General features: G+C 64.2%; 13 protein-coding genes. 9 read left to right on the top strand and 4 right to left on the bottom strand.

The features are described 5' to 3' along the window. Positions 1-277 precede the first annotated feature (277 nt). The 3 genes from rplJ (at position 278) to WFP36_RS08160 (ending at position 2,443) form a co-directional block, all read left to right on the top strand. Positions 278-793 carry a 50S ribosomal protein L10 gene (rplJ, locus tag WFP36_RS08170; protein ID WP_336979527.1) on the top strand — a complete coding sequence of 172 codons (516 nt, stop codon included), beginning with the start codon at positions 278-280 and terminating at the stop codon, positions 791-793. A 79-nt stretch (positions 794-872) separates the two neighbouring features. Then, positions 873-1,250: a 50S ribosomal protein L7/L12 gene (gene rplL, locus WFP36_RS08165; RefSeq protein WP_226795259.1), complete on the top strand. Its 378-nt coding sequence runs from the start codon at positions 873-875 to the stop codon at positions 1,248-1,250. A 149-nt stretch (positions 1,251-1,399) separates the two neighbouring features. Further along, entirely contained in the window at positions 1,400-2,443 is a 1,044-nt protein-coding gene (locus WFP36_RS08160) for a hypothetical protein (RefSeq protein WP_336979525.1), read from the top strand. A gap of 104 nt (positions 2,444-2,547) precedes the next feature. Here the strand turns inward: WFP36_RS08160 and WFP36_RS08155 are convergent, their stop codons facing one another. After that, a complete protein-coding gene (locus tag WFP36_RS08155) occupies positions 2,548-3,099 on the bottom strand; it encodes a c-type cytochrome (protein ID WP_336979523.1) in 552 nt (183 codons plus the stop codon). Positions 3,100-3,316: 217 nt separating this feature from the next. Between WFP36_RS08155 and WFP36_RS08150 the strand changes: the two genes are divergently transcribed. From WFP36_RS08150 to bla, 4 genes are all read left to right on the top strand, one after another. Next, complete coding sequence (locus WFP36_RS08150; protein ID WP_336979521.1) at positions 3,317-4,696, top strand: MATE family efflux transporter; 1,380 nt, start codon at positions 3,317-3,319, stop codon at positions 4,694-4,696. A 187-nt stretch (positions 4,697-4,883) separates the two neighbouring features. Beyond that, positions 4,884-5,171 carry a co-chaperone GroES gene (gene groES, locus WFP36_RS08145; RefSeq protein ID WP_226795255.1) on the top strand — a complete coding sequence of 96 codons (288 nt, stop codon included), beginning with the start codon at positions 4,884-4,886 and terminating at the stop codon, positions 5,169-5,171. Positions 5,172-5,296: 125 nt separating this feature from the next. Then, positions 5,297-6,934 carry a chaperonin GroEL gene (gene groL, locus WFP36_RS08140; protein ID WP_226795254.1) on the top strand — a complete coding sequence of 546 codons (1,638 nt, stop codon included), beginning with the start codon at positions 5,297-5,299 and terminating at the stop codon, positions 6,932-6,934. A 186-nt stretch (positions 6,935-7,120) separates the two neighbouring features. Further along, the gene (bla, locus tag WFP36_RS08135; protein ID WP_336979518.1) at positions 7,121-8,167 is read left to right on the top strand and encodes a class A beta-lactamase; all 1,047 of its coding nucleotides are present in this window, start codon (positions 7,121-7,123) and stop codon (positions 8,165-8,167) included. 280 nt (positions 8,168-8,447) lie between these two features. Here bla and WFP36_RS08130 read toward each other — a convergent pair whose 3' ends face one another. Further along, positions 8,448-8,672: a hypothetical protein gene (locus WFP36_RS08130; RefSeq protein WP_336979516.1), complete on the bottom strand. Its 225-nt coding sequence runs from the start codon at positions 8,670-8,672 to the stop codon at positions 8,448-8,450. A gap of 275 nt (positions 8,673-8,947) precedes the next feature. Here WFP36_RS08130 and polA point away from each other — a divergent pair, with 275 nt between their 5' ends. Both polA and WFP36_RS08120 read left to right on the top strand, forming a co-directional pair. Beyond that, on the top strand, positions 8,948-11,836 hold the full coding sequence (gene polA, locus WFP36_RS08125; RefSeq protein ID WP_336979515.1) for a DNA polymerase I: 2,889 nt from the start codon (positions 8,948-8,950) through the stop codon (positions 11,834-11,836). After that, positions 11,833-12,861, top strand: coding sequence for a mechanosensitive ion channel family protein (locus WFP36_RS08120; RefSeq protein WP_336979514.1), 1,029 nt, complete (start codon positions 11,833-11,835; stop codon positions 12,859-12,861). Before polA ends, WFP36_RS08120 begins: the two co-directional genes overlap by 4 nt. A 231-nt stretch (positions 12,862-13,092) precedes the next feature. Here the strand turns inward: WFP36_RS08120 and WFP36_RS08115 are convergent, their stop codons facing one another. Together WFP36_RS08115 and WFP36_RS08110 are read right to left on the bottom strand one after the other, a co-directional pair. Beyond that, on the bottom strand, positions 13,093-15,402 hold the full coding sequence (locus WFP36_RS08115) for a CDC48 family AAA ATPase (protein ID WP_336979512.1): 2,310 nt from the start codon (positions 15,400-15,402) through the stop codon (positions 13,093-13,095). 493 nt (positions 15,403-15,895) lie between these two features. Next, positions 15,896-16,351, bottom strand: coding sequence for a COG3650 family protein (locus WFP36_RS08110; protein ID WP_336979510.1), 456 nt, complete (start codon positions 16,349-16,351; stop codon positions 15,896-15,898). Positions 16,352-16,391 lie beyond the last annotated feature (40 nt).

Here is a 16,391-nt window from a genome sequence, read left to right as displayed (position 1 = left end):
TGTGCGCCAATGGCCCGCCCGACCGGCAGGCTCAGGCCTTTCGGTCATCCGTCCGAGACAGTTGGTGGAGGCAATCTGGCCTCCTTAATGTCCAGCCTAGACGGGAAAGAGATTCAAGGCATCCGCGCCAAGCGGTGCCCTATTCGCGCCCCTTATCCAATCGGATGGTGCGCACCTCCTTCCCATCAACGGACTCGCCCGTGCCTTTCATCAGGCACGGTCAAACGTAGCCGGTCGTCCGGAGCCTAACCGGGCGGCCATTGTGAAGGAGTAAGGCATGGATCGTTCGCAAAAAGCCGATTCGGTCGCCCAGCTCAACGCGACTTTCAACGAGGTCGGCGTGGTGGTTGTCACCCGCAACCTCGGCCTGTCGGTGGCTCAGTCCACCGTACTGCGCGCGAAAATGCGTGAGGCTGGCGGCTCGTACAAGGTTGCGAAGAACCGTCTTGCCAAGCTTGCCATCAAGGACACGGATTACGCCGGTCTCGACGAATTTCTGTCGGGCCCGACGGCACTGGCGACTTCGGTCGACCCGGTAGCCGCCGCAAAGGCAGTCGTGGACTTTGCCAAGACGAACCCGAAGCTCGAAATCGTGGGTGGTTCCATGGGCAATACGCTTCTCGACGAAGCCGGTGTCAGGGCGCTCGCGTCCCTGCCGTCGCTCGACGAGCTGCGGGCAAAGCTTGTTGGCCTCGTTCAGGCTCCGGCGACCAAGATCGCTCAGCTCTCCACCGCTCCGGCGGCGAAGCTGGCGCGCGTCTTCGGCGCCTACGCCGCGAAGGATGCCGCTTAAGACGTTTTTTCAGCGTTCACCCGGTACATTCCTGGCAGTCAGGAACCCGGGCCAAGCTATCTGATTGGAGTAAGTTCAAATGGCCGATATCGCCAAGATCGTAGAAGAACTGTCGCAGCTCACCGTTCTCGAAGCTGCTGACCTCGCCAAGGCTCTCGAAGAAGCATGGGGCGTTTCCGCCGCTGCTGCTGTCGCCGTTGCGGCTCCCGCCGGCGGTGGCGCTGCTGCCGAAGCAGCCGAAGAGAAGACCGAATTCGACGTGATCCTCACCGGCGACGGTGGCAAGAAGATCAACGTCATCAAGGAAGTCCGCGCCATCACCGGCCTGGGCCTGGGCGAAGCCAAGGCTCTGGTTGAAGAAGCGCCGAAGCCGATCAAGGAAGGCGTCTCGAAGGCTGAAGCCGAAGAGATCAAGAAGAAGATCGAAGAAGCCGGCGGCACCGTCGAGCTCAAGTAATCTTCTTCCGGTTCGCCGGACGATTTACGCGAAGGGCGGTGCCGCAAGGTGCCGCCCTTTTCGTTTGCCGCTTTCGCGCGGTCCCGAAGCCGTCGCGATATTGCTTAGCACGCTAATCGTGTTACCCTCTCCCACGAAAGGGGAGAGTGATGACGATTGGAAGAACCGGCCTGCTGGCCCTGTCCGGCCTTGCGGGGCTAGCCGCCATGGGTTCGGCCGCCACGGCGCAGGAGGGGGACCTCACTGTCCTGCCGCCCGTTTCCACCACCTATGCCGCGGCGAAGACAGCCTGGGGAGAACCCGATCTGCGCGGCACCTGGCCAATCGACTATCTCAACGGCACGCCGATGCAGCGCGCTCCGGAGCAGGGCAACCGCATCTTCATGACCGATGCGGAATATAAGGAACGGGCCGACCGTATTTCCGCCCTCGCCTCGCGCTATGACAATGAGGAATCGCAGGACCGGCTGGGCCAAGGACATTGGGTTGAGATGGGCGTGGTCAACCGCCGCACTTCCCTGCTCGTCGCACCGGTCAATGGCCGGCTTCCCGAAATGACCGAAGAAGGCAAGCGCCGCTCCGCCCTGATGCGATCGAGCTGGCGCAAGGACCAGACTTTCGACCGGCCGGAGGATTTCGACAGCTGGGACCGCTGCATCACGCGCGGCCTGCCCGCTTCCATGCTGCCGATGATGTACAACAACGGCATCCGCGTGTTCCAGTCCCCCGGCATCGTGGCGATCCAGCTGGAGATGATCCACGAGACGCGGATCATTCCCACCGACGGACGGGCACCGCTGCCTGCCGCCATCGGCAACTGGATGGGCGAGAGCCGGGGCCACTGGGAACATGGCAACACGCTGGTGGTGGAGACGACCAATTTCCGCCCCGGCCCTTCGGCCACCAATATCGTCACCAGCGGTTCGCCGCCGGAAAACGACACGCCGATCAGCACCTCGGCCAAGCTGATGGAACGCTTCACCATGACCGGCCCGGACAAGGTCAGCTATGAAATGACATGGACCGATCCAGTGATCTTCACTCAGCCCTGGAGCGTCCAGCTCGACTGGCAGCGAGACCAGTCCTACCAGTTCTTCGAATATGCCTGCCACGAAGGCAACGTCCAGCTGCGCAACTACGTCAGCGCCTCGCGCGCGACCCGTGCCGGGGTGACGCTGGACGAGGTAGAATAGCGCCAGGCTCTCGCCGGCAAAGCAAAAGGGCCGGAGCATCGCCCCGGCCCTTTTCGTTTGTCTGAGCGGGCCTTGCGCCCGCCAGCCGCCAGTTTCTCGGCCGCTTACTTGAGCGTCTTGAGGTAGGCGATCACTTCCTTGCGCTTGGTCTCGTCCTTGAGACCGGCGAAGCTCATCTTCGTGCCGGGGACAGTGCCGCGCGGATCGGCCAGATACTTGTCCAGCGTGGCGTCGTTCCACTTGAGGCCCGATTCCTTCATCGGCTTGCTGAATTCGTAGCCCGGAATGTCGCCGGCCTTGGTGCCGTAGACGCCGGCAAGCGACGGACCGATGCCATGCTTGCCCTTTTCGACCGAGTGGCAGGCCTTGCACATGTTGAAGCCGGCCGGCGGGGTTGCCGGGGCGGCAGCCGCAACGGTCGCGCTGGCGGCCGGGGTCGGGGTAGCGGCAGCCTTGGTGGCAGCTTCGCTAGGGGTGGCGCTAGCCGAAGGGGTTTCGCTAGCGGTCGGCGTAGCTTCTTCGGAAGGCGTGGCGGATTCTTCCACGGCCGGAGCGGCGGTGGTTTCTTCCGCGGTCGGCTCTTCGCTGCTTGCGCCGCCACACGCGGCCAGAAGCAGCGCGAGCCCCGTCATCGAAGCGAGTTTCACAGAATTCATCACCAGGACTCCTGTCACGTCATGCGACTCAATAAAAACGCGCAGGCCCATGCACGCAAGGCGGGGTTCTGCCAAGCCCTAACTGGCCGCATTGCGCGCTTTGCGGGCACTTGTAGGGCCGTGCTGTGGCAAGCCTGCCGCAGAATGCCCGCAATTCCCGAGCGGTAACGATTGTTACTTCCTCCCCGGCACCCCCGCGCCTATCCGGACCGGCCGCATGTTCAAGGACGACCTTCATCCGACATGGCGATCAGAGCTCGCCGCCACACTGCGCCTTGCGGTGCCGCTGGCGCTGGCCGGGCTGCTGCAGATGGCAACGCATGCGACGGATGTGATCTTCGTCGCGCGGCTGGGGGAAGAGGCCCTGGCCGCGACCAGCCTGGCCATCGCGATCTATGGCGTGATCGTGTGGAGCCTTTCCGGCCTGACCGGCTCGGTCGCTGCCCTGATCGCGGCGGAGCTGGGGCGGCGCAAGCATGCCGTGCGCGAAGTGCGCCGCTCCACTCGCATGGCCCTGTGGCTGGCGATCGTCGCTTCGGTGCTGGGAATGATCCTGTGCGCGCAGGGTGAGGGGCTGATGCAGCTGACCGGGCAGGATCCGGCGATTGCCGACCTGTCCGACGCCTATCTGGACCTTCTGCTATGGGCGATGCCCTGCACCATCATGGCCGCTGTGCTGCGCACTTTCGTCTCCGCGCTGGGCAGGCCGGTCTATGCCACGGTAATCACCGGGCTGGGCGTGATCGTGAACTGCATCGGCAATTACGCGCTGGTCTTCGGCAATCTGGGCGCGCCTGCCCTGGGCCTCGACGGATCGGCCATCGCCACGATCTGCGCCTCCATCTTCACTTTCGGCGCCTATGTGCTGGCCATCCAGCGCAACCGCATCCTGCGGCGCTATTACATCTGGGGCCGCTTCTGGCGCGCGGAATGGACGCGGCTGCTGGACATCCTGCGGATCGGCGCGCCCGTGGCGGTCACCGTGGTGGCGGAAGCCGGCTTCTTCAGCGGCGCGGCCTTCCTGATGGGCCGGATCGGCCCGGCCGAACTGGCCGGGCATACGCTGGCGCTCAATCTCGCTTCCTTCGCCTTCCAGGTGCCTTTCGCCATCGGACAGGCGGCAGCGATCCGCGTGGGCTTCCATTACGGGGCGAAGAACCTGCCCGCCATTGGCCTTGCCGGCTGGGCAGCCATCGCATCGGGCACTGCCTTCATGGCGACCACGGCCGCCGCGATGCTACTGGCGCCGCGCCTGCTGCTGTCGGCCTATGTCGACGTGGACGATGCCGCCAATGCCACGATGGTGGGCTTTGCCGTCAGCTATATGGTGGTCGCCGCCGCCTTCCAGCTCGTCGACGGTATCCAGGCCGTGGCGATGGGCTCGCTGCGCGGCCTGCAGGATACGCGCCTGCCCATGGCCTATGCGGTGTTCGGCTATTGGGTGCCGGGGCTGGGCTGCTCGCTGGCGCTGGGCTTCTATACCCCGTTGGCGGGGGTTGGCGTATGGATCGGCCTTGCCGTCGGCCTGGTGGTGGTCGCCGCGCTGATGCTGCGGCGCTGGATGCGGCGCGAGAGGCTGGGCCTGCTGCCTGCCTGAGCCGAACGGCTCTCCCCCGCGGTTCGCCTCGCCCGCCAGGCGGATGATCGCACCGAAAAAATAGCCGAAAAAATACTGGCCGGGAATCGCTTGACGCTCTGCGGGGGTGCACCCATATGCGGCCCGCTGGCACTCTCAACGTCAGAGTGCCAACGCTGTTATCAATTTTTTGGAAGAGGTCATCATCATGGCATTCCGTCCGCTGCACGACCGCGTGCTGGTCCGCCGTATCGAAGCCGAAGAAAAGACGGCTGGCGGCATCATCATCCCCGATAGCGCCAAGGAAAAGCCGAGCGAGGGCGAAATCGTCGCCGTCGGTTCGGGCGCTCGCGCCGAAAACGGCACCATCACTCCGCTCGACGTCAAAGCTGGCGATCGCGTGCTGTTCGGCAAGTGGTCGGGCACCGAAGTGAAGGTCGACGGTCAGGACCTCCTGATCATGAAGGAAAGCGACATTCTGGGCGTGATTGCCTGAGGGCAACGCCCCTGTCCTGACGCAAGTCAGGATCTCATGCCGCTAGATTGAACATTTCGAAGGGCGGCCCAGCCGCCCAGGATCCCAGCCTCCGCCGGGATGACGATTTGAGAAGGAACAGGAAAATGGCTGCCAAGGACGTGAAATTTTCGCGCGACGCGCGCGAACGCATCCTCAAGGGCGTCGACACGCTCGCCAATGCTGTGAAGGTCACGCTGGGCCCCAAGGGCCGCAACGTCGTGATCGACAAGAGCTTCGGCGCTCCCCGCATCACCAAGGACGGTGTTTCGGTCGCCAAGGAAATCGAACTCAAGGACAAGTTCGAGAACATGGGCGCCCAGATGCTGCGCGAAGTCGCTTCCAAGACGAACGACCTCGCCGGTGACGGCACCACCACTGCCACCGTGCTGGCCCAGGCCATCGTGCGCGAAGGCATGAAGTCGGTTGCCGCCGGCATGAACCCGATGGACCTGAAGCGCGGCATCGATCTGGCCGTCGGCAAGGTGATCGCGAACCTCCAGTCGCGTTCCAAGGCCGTGACCGGTTCGCAGGAAGTTGCCCAGGTCGGCATCATCTCGGCCAATGGCGACACCGAAGTCGGCCAGAAGATCGCGGAAGCGATGGACAAGGTCGGCAAGGAAGGCGTGATCACCGTGGAAGAGGCCAAGGGCCTCGAGTTTGAACTCGATGTCGTCGAAGGCATGCAGTTCGACCGCGGCTATCTGTCGCCCTATTTCGTGACCAACCCCGAGAAGATGACCGTGGAACTGGATAATCCCTATATCCTGATCCACGAGAAGAAGCTTTCCAACCTCCAGTCCATGCTGCCGATCCTCGAAGCGGTCGTGCAGTCGGGCCGCCCGCTCCTCATCATTGCCGAGGACATCGAAGGCGAAGCGCTGGCAACGCTGGTGGTCAACAAGCTGCGTGGCGGCCTGAAGGTTGCTGCAGTCAAGGCTCCGGGCTTCGGCGATCGCCGCAAGGCCATGCTGCAGGACATCGCGATCCTCACCGCCGGTGAAATGATCAGCGAAGACCTGGGCATCAAGCTGGAAAGCGTGACCGTTGGCATGCTCGGCCAGGCCAAGAAGGTCACTATCGACAAGGACAACACCACCATCGTCGATGGCGCCGGCAATGCCGACGAGATCAAGGCCCGCGTCGAACAGATCCGCGCCCAGATCGAAGTCACCACCAGCGATTACGACCGTGAAAAGCTGCAGGAACGTCTGGCCAAGCTGGCTGGCGGTGTTGCCGTGATCAAGGTCGGCGGCGCTTCGGAAGTCGAAGTGAAGGAACGCAAGGATCGCGTCGACGACGCTCTTCACGCGACCCGCGCGGCGGTTGAAGAAGGCATCGTCCCCGGCGGCGGTACGGCTCTCCTTTACGCCACCAAGGCCCTCGAAGGCCTGGCTGGCGCGAATGACGACCAGACCCGCGGCATCGATATCGTCCGCAAGGCGCTCTACGCCCCGGTTCGCCAGATTGCCGAAAATGCCGGTCATGACGGCGCGGTGATCTCGGGCAAGCTGCTGGACGGCAATGACGAGAACCTCGGCTTCAACGCCCAGACCGACGTCTATGAAGACCTCGTGAAGGCCGGCGTGGTCGACCCGACCAAGGTTGTCCGCACGGCTCTGCAGGATGCGGCTTCCGTCGCCGGCCTGCTGATCACCACCGAAGCGGCGATCAGCGAACTGCCGGAAGACAAGCCGGCCCCGGCAATGCCCGACATGGGCGGCATGGGCGGCATGGGCTTCTAAGCCCAGCCTCTTCGCGAAAAAGATCGAGGGCCGGGGAAGCGATTCCCCGGCCTTTTGTCTTGCCCTCAAACTGGCCTCAAACCCGCCTCGGAACCCCGCTCCACACTCCACTCGTCCCATGAGACGAGTCGTTTCATCGACCCCTTGATTGCAAAGCAAAAAAGCGTGATTAATAGTTTCCCAAGCTTGAAGGGGCATATTAGTCGCATGGCAGTCGGCAGGTTAGGCAGGATTTTCGCGGCGCTCGCACTCGGTGCGGCAGCGCTCGTTCCTGTTCAGGCCGGGGCCGAAAACTTCGAAGCCGCCTTCGACAAGGCCTTTGGAACCGAGCCGCGCGCGCCGCGCCAGTTCCAGCAGGGCAGTGGCTCCGCTCTCGAACAATATGTCGCCAAGCTGGCCGATGGCACCAATGGCCGCATCGGCGTGGCCGCGATCGACCTGAAGACGGGCGAACAGGTGTCCGTACTGGGCAGCCAGCGCTTCCCGATGGCCAGCACCAGCAAGATCGCCATTGCCGCGACTTTCCTGGAAGGCGTCGACAAGGGCCGCTGGAAGCTGGACGACCAGTTCCCGCTGATGGTGCCGCTGCCTTCCAAGAAGCTTTCCACCAAGGTTGCTCCGGTCCGGCCGGGCAAGCTGATGCCCGCGCGCGAACTGATCGACCTGATGCTGGTGCACAGCAACAATCAGGCGACCGACGGCCTGCTGGCAGTGATCGGCGGCCCCAAGGCAGTTAACGATTGGGTGAAGCGCGCCGGTGTCGATGGCTTCAGCCTCGATCGCGATATCGCCACTCTGGTGCGCGACGAAACCGAATTCGATCCCTCGCTCTATATCGATCCGCGCGATTCCGCGACGCCGCTCGCCATGGCGAAGCTGCTCAAGGGCCTGCACGAAGGCAAGTGGCTGAGCAAATCCAGCCGCGACCTGCTGATCGTGACGATGGAAAACTGCAAGACCGGCGCGAACCGCATCAAGGGCCAGATGCCCGCGGATGTGCTGGTGGCGCACAAGACCGGCTCGCTCTACAATACATCGAGCGATGTCGGCATCATTACCGGGCCGAATGGTCATTCGATCGCCGTGGCGATCTATGTCACCGGGGGCGGAATGGATCGCAATTACCGCACCGGCCGCATCGCGACCATTGCCCGTGCGATCTATGACGGCTTTTCAGAGCCTGCACGCGTCCAGCTGAGCGCCCGCGAGTACAGCAAGGCTGCCGAGTACTGATCTGAAATCGCACCGATTTTCAGATCGCCCTCTCTTTCAGATCACGTTGATTTTCGCAGGTCCGGCACTGCCGGCTCTTGCCTTGCGCCGCCAAGGCGCTGCGCGATCTCTCTTGAGCCCACAACCCCCGCGCCATTGCCGCCTGGTCCATTTTAGGACCCGTGCCTGCGGGGACGTCCTGCATGCCAGTCCAGCAGACGGCCCGCGCGCGGATTGCGGACAAACAAAAAGGGCGCGGCCTTGCGGCCGCACCCTTTCTGATTCGGATCGAACCCCGAGATTACTCGGCGGCAGCCGAAGCAGCAGCCGAAGCGTCGGTCGCAGCAGCCGAAGCGTCGGTAGCGGCAGCCGAAGCGTCCGTAGCAGCAGCCGAAGCGTCGGTAGCGGCTTCGGTGGCTTCTTCCATGGTGGGTTCTTCGGTGGCTTCTTCGGTAGCTTCCGAAGAGCAAGCTGCGAGGGTCAGAGCAGCGCCGGCAGCGGCAGCGGCGAGAACGATCTTGCGCATGAATAGTAATCCTTGAACAGCGAGTAGACTACGCACGGCAAGCTGCCGCACGCAAAGCCTGCCGTCTCAAGCAGACTTCGGAGGGGACAAATAATGTCCAATTCAGGGGGATGCAAGCATGTTAGCTGCAAGCGCGAAGTGTCGCACCCTTTCGCATGCCTTTCAACCGGTGTTCTGAGCGCAAAATGCGTCCGGTTTATGACAAGCCTGAAGGGCTCGCATCGCGGGGGACGAATGGGGCTGACCTCGCCCCGGCACACTGCTACCACCACGCCATGTCTACCGGATCACATGACAAAAGCCCTGCCGAAGCGCCACTCCGGGCCGAGCCCAAGCGGCATCTCTACCTCGTAGACGGCTCGTCTTACATCTTCCGGGCCTATCACCGCCTGCCCCCGCTGACCGACCCGGAAGGAACACCGGTAGGCGCGGTCTATGGCTACACCACGATGTTGTGGAAACTTGCCGACGATCTGCACAAGGCGGACGGTCCGACGCATCTTGCGGTGATTCTCGACAAGTCCGGCACCTCGTTCCGCAACGAGCTTTACGAACACTACAAGGCGAATCGCCCCCCGCCGCCGGAAGATCTGGTTCCCCAGTTCCCCCTGATTCGCGATGCGACCCGGGCCTTCAGCCTGCCCTGCATCGAGGAAGCCGGCTTCGAAGCGGACGATCTCATCGCTTCTTATGCACGCGAGGCGAACCGGCAGGGCTGGGACGTGACCATCGTCTCTTCCGACAAGGACCTGATGCAGCTTATCGGCCAGGACCCGGTGACGGGTGCCGAAATCGACATGCTGGATACGATGAAGAACCAGCGCATCCACATTCCCGAAGTTGTCGAGAAATTCGGCGTGCCCCCGCAGAAGGTGGGCGACGTGCTCGCCCTGATGGGCGATTCGGTGGACAATGTTCCCGGCATCTTCGGCATCGGACCCAAGACGGCCACCAAGCTGATCCAGGATCACGGCGATCTGGAAAGCGCCCTGGCCGCGGCGGAAGGCATGAAACCCTCCAAGCTGCGCGAGCGCTTGCTGGAAGGCGTGGCCATGGCCCGGCTGAGCCGCGAGCTGGTGGAGCTGAAGCAGGACTGCCCCCTGCCCCTGCCACTCGACGCGTTCGAACTGGGCGAGATCCCCAAGGACCCGCTGGCCACTTTCCTTGAGAAGCACGGCTTCATCAGCCTGCTCAAGCGCCTCGGCGACGGGCGCGGCAGTCCGGAACGCAAGACCCAGCTCAATCCCGCCAAGGCGGACCGCAAGGGCGAGGCGGCCTCCGCAGAAGGCAACCGCCAGCCCGCGCCCGAAATGCCGCCAGTGGACCGTTCGCTCTATGCCACAGTGCAGACGGTGGAAGCGCTGGAGAGCTGGATCACCCGCGCGCATGCGGCACGGGTGGTGGCGATCGACACCGAAACCAGCGCGCTCGATGCGATGCAGGCCGATCTGGTGGGCGTCAGCATGGCCCTGGGGCCGAACGATGCCTGCTATATCCCGCTCGGCCATGGCGGGACGGACATGTTCGCCGAACGCGCCGACCAGATCGAGCTGAGCATGGCCCTCGCCCTGCTCAAGCCGCTGCTGGAAGACGATGCGGTGCTCAAGGTCGGCCAGAACATCAAATACGATCTCAACGTGCTGGCGCGATACGGCATCGCCGTGGCGCCCATCGACGATACGATGATCGTCAGCTTCGCGCTCGATGCCGGGCGCTCGCTTGACGGGATCGGCGGCGGGCACGGGATGGACGAGCTTTCGCAGCGCCACCTCTCCCACACGCCGCTGGCGTTCAAGGATGTGTGCGGCACGGGCAAGAAGGCGATTTCCTTCGCCGAAGTACCGCTGGACCGGGCGACCGAATATGCGGCCGAGGATGCCGACGTCACCTGGCGCCTGTGGAAGCTGCTCAAGCCCCGCCTCGCCCAGGAAGGCGGCACGCGCATCTATGAGCAGGTGGACCGCCCGCTGATTCCGGTGGTGGCCGAGATGGAGCGCAACGGCATCCGCGTGGACCGCGAACAGCTCGCCCGCCTCTCCGGCGAGTTTGCGGAAGAACTGGGCGCGCTGGAAAAGCAGATCCACGAACTGGCGGGCGAGGAATTCACGATCGGCAGCCCGCAGCAGCTGGGCCGCATCCTGTTCGACAAGCTGGGCCAAAAGGGCGGGAAAAAGGGCAAGAGCGGCCAATATTCCACGGACCAGTCGGTGCTGGAAGGCCTCGCCGCAGGCGGGGCGCCCATCGCGCAGAAAGTGCTCGACTGGCGCCAGTTGGCCAAGCTCAAGAGCACCTATACCGATGCGCTGCAGGCCGCGATCAATCCCAAGACCGGCCGCGTCCACACCAGCTACAGCCTGGTGGGCGCACAGACCGGGCGGCTTTCCTCCACCGATCCCAATCTGCAGAACATCCCGGTCCGCACCGAGATCGGCCGCCAGATTCGCAAGGCCTTTGTCGCCGAGCCCGGCAATGTCCTGCTCGCCGCCGACTACAGCCAGATCGAACTGCGCCTTGCCGCCCATATGGCGGACGTGCCGCCGCTGAAGGAAGCCTTCGCCCGGGGCGAGGACATTCACGCGCGCACGGCCGAGGAAATGTTCGGCCATGTGGACCGCGACACGCGCGCCCGGGCCAAGACGATCAACTTCGCCATCCTCTACGGCATTTCGCGCTGGGGCCTCGGCACCAGGCTGGGCGTGCCGGCGGATGAGGCGCAGGCGATGATCGACCGCTATTTCGAACGGTTCCCCGGCATCCAACGCTATATCCACGAGACGCTGGAGAGCGTGCGGGAGCGCGGCTATTCCGAAACGCTGTTCGGCCGCAAGACGTGGTTCCCGCGCATCCGCTCCGGCAATCAGGCCGAACGCGCCGGGAGCGAACGCGCGGCGATCAACGCGCCGATCCAGGGCACCAGCGCCGATATCATCAAGCGTGCCATGGCCCGCATGATGCCTGCCCTGCGCGCCGAAGGGCTCGGCCATGTGCGGATGTTGCTGCAGGTGCATGACGAACTGGTGTTCGAACTGCCCGAACAGGACGTCGCAGCCGCCGCGCCGGTCATCGAAAGGGTGATGGCCGAAGCCGCCGGGCCTTCCGTAAAGCTCGACGTGCCGCTCGGCGTGGAAATCGGCACCGGGCCCGATTGGGGAGACGCGCATTGATCACCGCATTCGGCGATCTGCACCTGCTGGCCAAGGAAGCCACCAGTGCGGCCATCGCCGGCGGAATCGCGGTGGGCATCGCACTGGCGCTGCATTTCGCCATCTTCGCCATTGCCGGACGAATCACGCGCCTGTCGCAAATGCAATCGGACGAGCTGGTGCTGGACCGGCTGCGCCAGCCCTTGCGCTGGTCGCTGGTCGCGGTCGCCCTCTCCATCGCGGCGGAGGCCCAGCCCACGCTCGCCCATCTGTGGGACAATGTCGCCCGCTTCGTGGTGCCTGCCTTGCTCGGCTGGGTCGCCTTCTCGCTGATCAAGGCCTTTGCCCTTGCCATGGACAGCCGGGCGGAACTTTCCGCCGACGAACAGACCGCACGCAGCCGCCGCACGCGCATCGCGATCTTCTCGCGCACGGCGGGCTTTGTGATCGTATTCGTCACCGTGGCGCTGATGCTGCTGGGCATACCCGGCGTGCGCAATGTGGGCGTCACTCTGATGGCTTCGGCCGGCCTTGCGGGCCTGGCCGTGGGCGCCGCCGCCCAGCCGGCGCTCAAATCGCTGATCGCGGGCATGCAGATGGCGCTGACCGAGCCGATCCGCATCGGCGATCTGGTGGTGGTGGAGCATGAGACCGGCCGGGTGGAAGATATCCGCCTGACCTATGTGGTGATCCGCACCGCGGACGAGCGCCGCCTGATCGTGCCGACGTCCAAGTTCCTGGACACCAGTTTCCAGAACTGGACCCGCGTTTCGGGCGGGCTGACCGGGTCGGTAGTGCTGCCGATTGCATCGGGCCGCCCCGTCGCCCCGATACGCGAAGCCTTCCTCGCCCTGCTCGCCCAGCGGCCCCAATGGGACAAGCGTACCGGGGAACTGCAGGTGGCGGACGTGACGATCGACGGGGTGCAGCTGAAACTGGTTGTCAGCGCGAAGAACGCAGCGGACCTCGCCCGCCTGCGCCTCGACATGCGCGAGGCGATGATCGAATGGCTGCGCGAGAATATGCCGGAGGCTTTGAAGGGGTAGGGCCGCCCGGCTTCACACTCCAACACCGCTCGTCCTGAGCCTGTCGAAGGACACGCGATACGGAAAGTTCCTGGCGCCTTCTAGCTACGCCAAACGGGCGACGGTTGTGCTTGAGGACGGATGCCAGGCGAACGACAGCGCGTGTCCTTCGACAGGCTCAGGACGAACGGGTGTGGTGGTTGGAAGATGCACCCCGCCCCTCCCCACGAGGAAGAGAGGCGGGGCACCCGATCAATCGTGCTTCCGGCTGCGGGTGGATTCCACCATGCCTTCATGGATGAAACCAATCGGCTGGACTTCAGCGGCGCGCTTTTTCAACTCGCCCTTCATCTTCTGATATTCGGTTTCCATCTCCGGCGTCACTGTGGCGCGCGAATCCTTCAGTGCCTCGTCGAAATCGCCGGCAGTGACGGTCTGCACGTCCTCGCCCGCGCGGCGAATGGCCACGAGGCCCGCACGGCGGACCACGTCCTCCAGATCCGCGCCGGTGAAGCGGTCGGCCTGTTTCGCGATGGCGCCAAGGTCCACATCCGATGCCAGCGGCATGTCGCGCGTGTGAATCTTGAGGATATGCGCGCGGCCTGCCTCATCCGGCGTGCCGACATAGACCAGCTCGTCGAACCGGCCCGGTCGCAGCAGCGCCGGGTCGACCAGTGCCGGGCGATTGGTCGCGCCGATCACCACGATGGACTGCAATTCCTCCATCCCGTCCATTTCGGCCAGGATCGTGTTCACCACCCGCGCCGTCACCTGCGGTTCGTTGCCGCTGGTGCCGCGTGCGGGCACGAGGCTGTCGATCTCGTCGATAAACAGCACGCAGGGCGCCACCTGCCGCGCACGGGCGAACAACCGGCTGATCTGCTGCTCGCTCTCGCCGAACCATTTGGAAAGGAGGTCGCTCGACTTGATCGAGATGAAGTTCGCCTCCGCTTCCTTGGCCACGGCCTTGGCCAGCAGGGTCTTGCCGGTGCCGGGAGGGCCATAGAGCAGGAAGCCCTTGGCCGCGCGAATGCCCAGCCGGTGGAAGGCCTGCGGATTGCGCAGAGGCAGTTCGACGCCTTCCTTGAGCTTCTCCTGAGCCTCGCCCAGCCCGCCGATGTCGCTCCAGCCCACATTGGGCGCCTGCACCATCACTTCGCGCATGGCGCTGGGCTGTACGCGCTTCAATGCCTCGACGAAGTCCGCGCGTTCGACGCAGAGTTCTTCCAGCACTTCGTTGGGGATGGTCTGCGCTTCCAGATCGAGCTTGGGCATGATCCGGCGCACGGCCTCGATTGCTGCCTCGCGCGCAAGGGCGGCAAGGTCCGCGCCGACAAAGCCGTGAGTCGTCCGGGCCAGCTCGTCCAGATCCACGCCCTCGCCCAGCGGCATGCCGCGCGTGTGGATGGAAATGATCTCGCGCCGGCCCTTCTCGTCGGGCACGCCGATCACGATCTCGCGGTCGAAGCGGCCGGGGCGGCGCAGGGCCTCGTCAATCGCATCGGGCCGATTGGTGGCCCCGATGACGACGAGGTTGGCGCGTTTATCCAGCCCGTCCATCAGGGTCAGCAGCTGGGCGACAAGGCGCTTTTCCGCCTCGCCATGCACTTCGCTGCGCTTCGGCGCGATCGAATCGATCTCGTCGATGAAGACGATGGAGGGCGCCATGCGGGTCGCCTCCTCGAACACTTCGCGCAGGCGCTTTTCGGATTCGCCATAGGCCGAACCCATGATCTCGGGCCCGTTGATGATGAAGAATTCCGCCTCGCTTTCATTGGCGACGGCCTGGGCCAGGCGGGTCTTGCCCGTTCCCGGCGGGCCATGCAGCAGCACGCCCTTGGGCGGATCGACGCCCAGGCGGCGGAACAGCTCGGGATAGCGCAGCGGCAGCTCCACCATTTCCTGCAACTGGCGGATCGTATCGCCCATGCCGCCGACATCGTCGTAATTGACCGAACCGCGCCCGTCGCGCGGCTCCTCGAATTCGGGGCGCAGCTCCACCTCGGTATTCTCGTCGATATGGACGATGCCCTTGGGCGCGGTGGACACCACGGTGAGGCGAATCTGCGTGAGCGCATAGGCCGGCGCATTGAACATGCGCATCACTTCGGGCGGCACGTCGCGCACGGGCTGCTGGCCGGCAGTGGCAACCAGGTCGCCCGCCACCAGCGGCTTGCGGAAGAAATTCCGCTTCAGCGCCTGGCTGGGGCCCTGCAGGCGGATTTCGCGCTGGGCCGGCGCGAAGACCACGCGAGTGGCCGGGCGCGATTCGGCCTTACGGATCATGACATGCTCGCCGGAACCGGTTTCGGCATTGCCGCGCTGGAGGCCGTCCAGCCGGATCATGTCGATGCCCTGGTCTTCTTCATAAGCGGGCACGGCAATGGCTGCCGTGGCGCGCTTGCCGGTGATTTCCACCACATCGCCTTCGGTGATGCCGAGGCGGGAAAAGGCGGATCGGGGAATGCGGGCAATGCCGTGGCCGGATTCTTCCTGCCGTGCATTCGCCACCTGGAGCCGGACGGTGCCCTGATCCAGTGTTGCGACGTCCGCGTCTGCCATGCGTCCTGCTCCTTGCGGGCCCGACAAGGGCCTGATTGATCTTCAGAAAGGAAGCTAGGAACGCGGCGGGCCGATTGCAAACGGCGATAGAGGCGCAGGCGCGATCATGGGGCCGTCGGGGCAGCACCAAGTCCTGCGCAGGCCCTGCAAACCCGCGCGAAACGCAGGTAAGAAAAAAGGCCCGACCGTTGCCGGCCGGGCCATGGAAGTTTTGGGAGAGGATGCCTGAAAGGCCATTTTGATATGCTCCGGGGGGGTGTTTTGTGCAAGTGCGAAAAGGTCAAGCGTTGTTGCATGGAATGCAACTAGAGTTGAAACGCACGCATTTCCGGTATTTTTAATCTCAGGTTCAGGCAATCGGCGCGGCGAAACCTACGTTGAGTTGATTTTCGCAAAATAGCTTGCTGCATTGCAGCATAGTTGGCTGACGCTACGGAATGCTAGCTTTCGAGAACAAACCCCTGTCGCACCGCCCGCCGATCCGATTCGGGAATCACTCTTCCGCAGGCTTGGCACAGCCCAGCACGGTCTGTTCGCCCAGCGTCCGCTCGACACTCCACGGATAGGAATTATCCGACATGCCATCGCTGCAAGTGCCGGGAGTGACGAGAATCTGCAGCACCTGCCCGTCCACTGTCGCAGTGAACAGCACGCTTTCCGCCCCGTCGGCGCGACTCACCGGCGCCTTGACCCCGCCGTCGGCGAGATTCTCAGGCGTGGTATAGGTCAATTCGCCCTTGCGGATATCGACGCTCCAGAACGGCTCGGTTCCGGTCGCGCGAATATCTGCCGGGAGAAAGGAGAGCGAAACAGGGTCCGGTTCCGGCGTGGACGAGGCACTCGGGCCGGGCGCCACGGACGGCGTTGCATCGCCTGCATCGTCTTCCCCGCTGCCGCAGGCGGCGAGCAGGAGAGTGAGCGCGAGCCCGAAAAGCCTCGACTTGCCCATAACGGCCCCTTCTGTTGGTCGGCCGCGATGTTAGCGCGTC

This window comes from Fulverythrobacter fulvus (genome assembly GCF_037154085.1).
Lineage (GTDB): Bacteria > Pseudomonadota > Alphaproteobacteria > Sphingomonadales > Sphingomonadaceae > Andeanibacterium > Andeanibacterium fulvum.
The sequence above is the reverse complement of the archived record's forward strand: the minus strand, read 5'-3'. Positions and strand labels throughout refer to the sequence as shown.

What these genes read in the sequence shown, in the direction of transcription:
- rplJ (WP_336979527.1), top strand. Translation starts at nt 278, where the DNA reads ATGGATCGTTCGCAAAAAGCCGATTCGGTCGCCCAGCTCAACGCGACT.
- groES (WP_226795255.1), top strand. Translation starts at nt 4,884, where the DNA reads ATGGCATTCCGTCCGCTGCACGACCGCGTGCTGGTCCGCCGTATCGAA.
- WFP36_RS08160 (WP_336979525.1), top strand. Translation starts at nt 1,400, where the DNA reads ATGACGATTGGAAGAACCGGCCTGCTGGCCCTGTCCGGCCTTGCGGGG.
- WFP36_RS08150 (WP_336979521.1), top strand. Translation starts at nt 3,317, where the DNA reads ATGTTCAAGGACGACCTTCATCCGACATGGCGATCAGAGCTCGCCGCC.
- rplL (WP_226795259.1), top strand. Translation starts at nt 873, where the DNA reads ATGGCCGATATCGCCAAGATCGTAGAAGAACTGTCGCAGCTCACCGTT.
- WFP36_RS08115 (WP_336979512.1), bottom strand. Translation starts at nt 15,402, where the DNA reads ATGGCAGACGCGGACGTCGCAACACTGGATCAGGGCACCGTCCGGCTC.
- WFP36_RS08110 (WP_336979510.1), bottom strand. Translation starts at nt 16,351, where the DNA reads ATGGGCAAGTCGAGGCTTTTCGGGCTCGCGCTCACTCTCCTGCTCGCC.
- polA (WP_336979515.1), top strand. Translation starts at nt 8,948, where the DNA reads ATGTCTACCGGATCACATGACAAAAGCCCTGCCGAAGCGCCACTCCGG.
- groL (WP_226795254.1), top strand. Translation starts at nt 5,297, where the DNA reads ATGGCTGCCAAGGACGTGAAATTTTCGCGCGACGCGCGCGAACGCATC.
- WFP36_RS08155 (WP_336979523.1), bottom strand. Translation starts at nt 3,099, where the DNA reads ATGAATTCTGTGAAACTCGCTTCGATGACGGGGCTCGCGCTGCTTCTG.
- WFP36_RS08130 (WP_336979516.1), bottom strand. Translation starts at nt 8,672, where the DNA reads ATGCGCAAGATCGTTCTCGCCGCTGCCGCTGCCGGCGCTGCTCTGACC.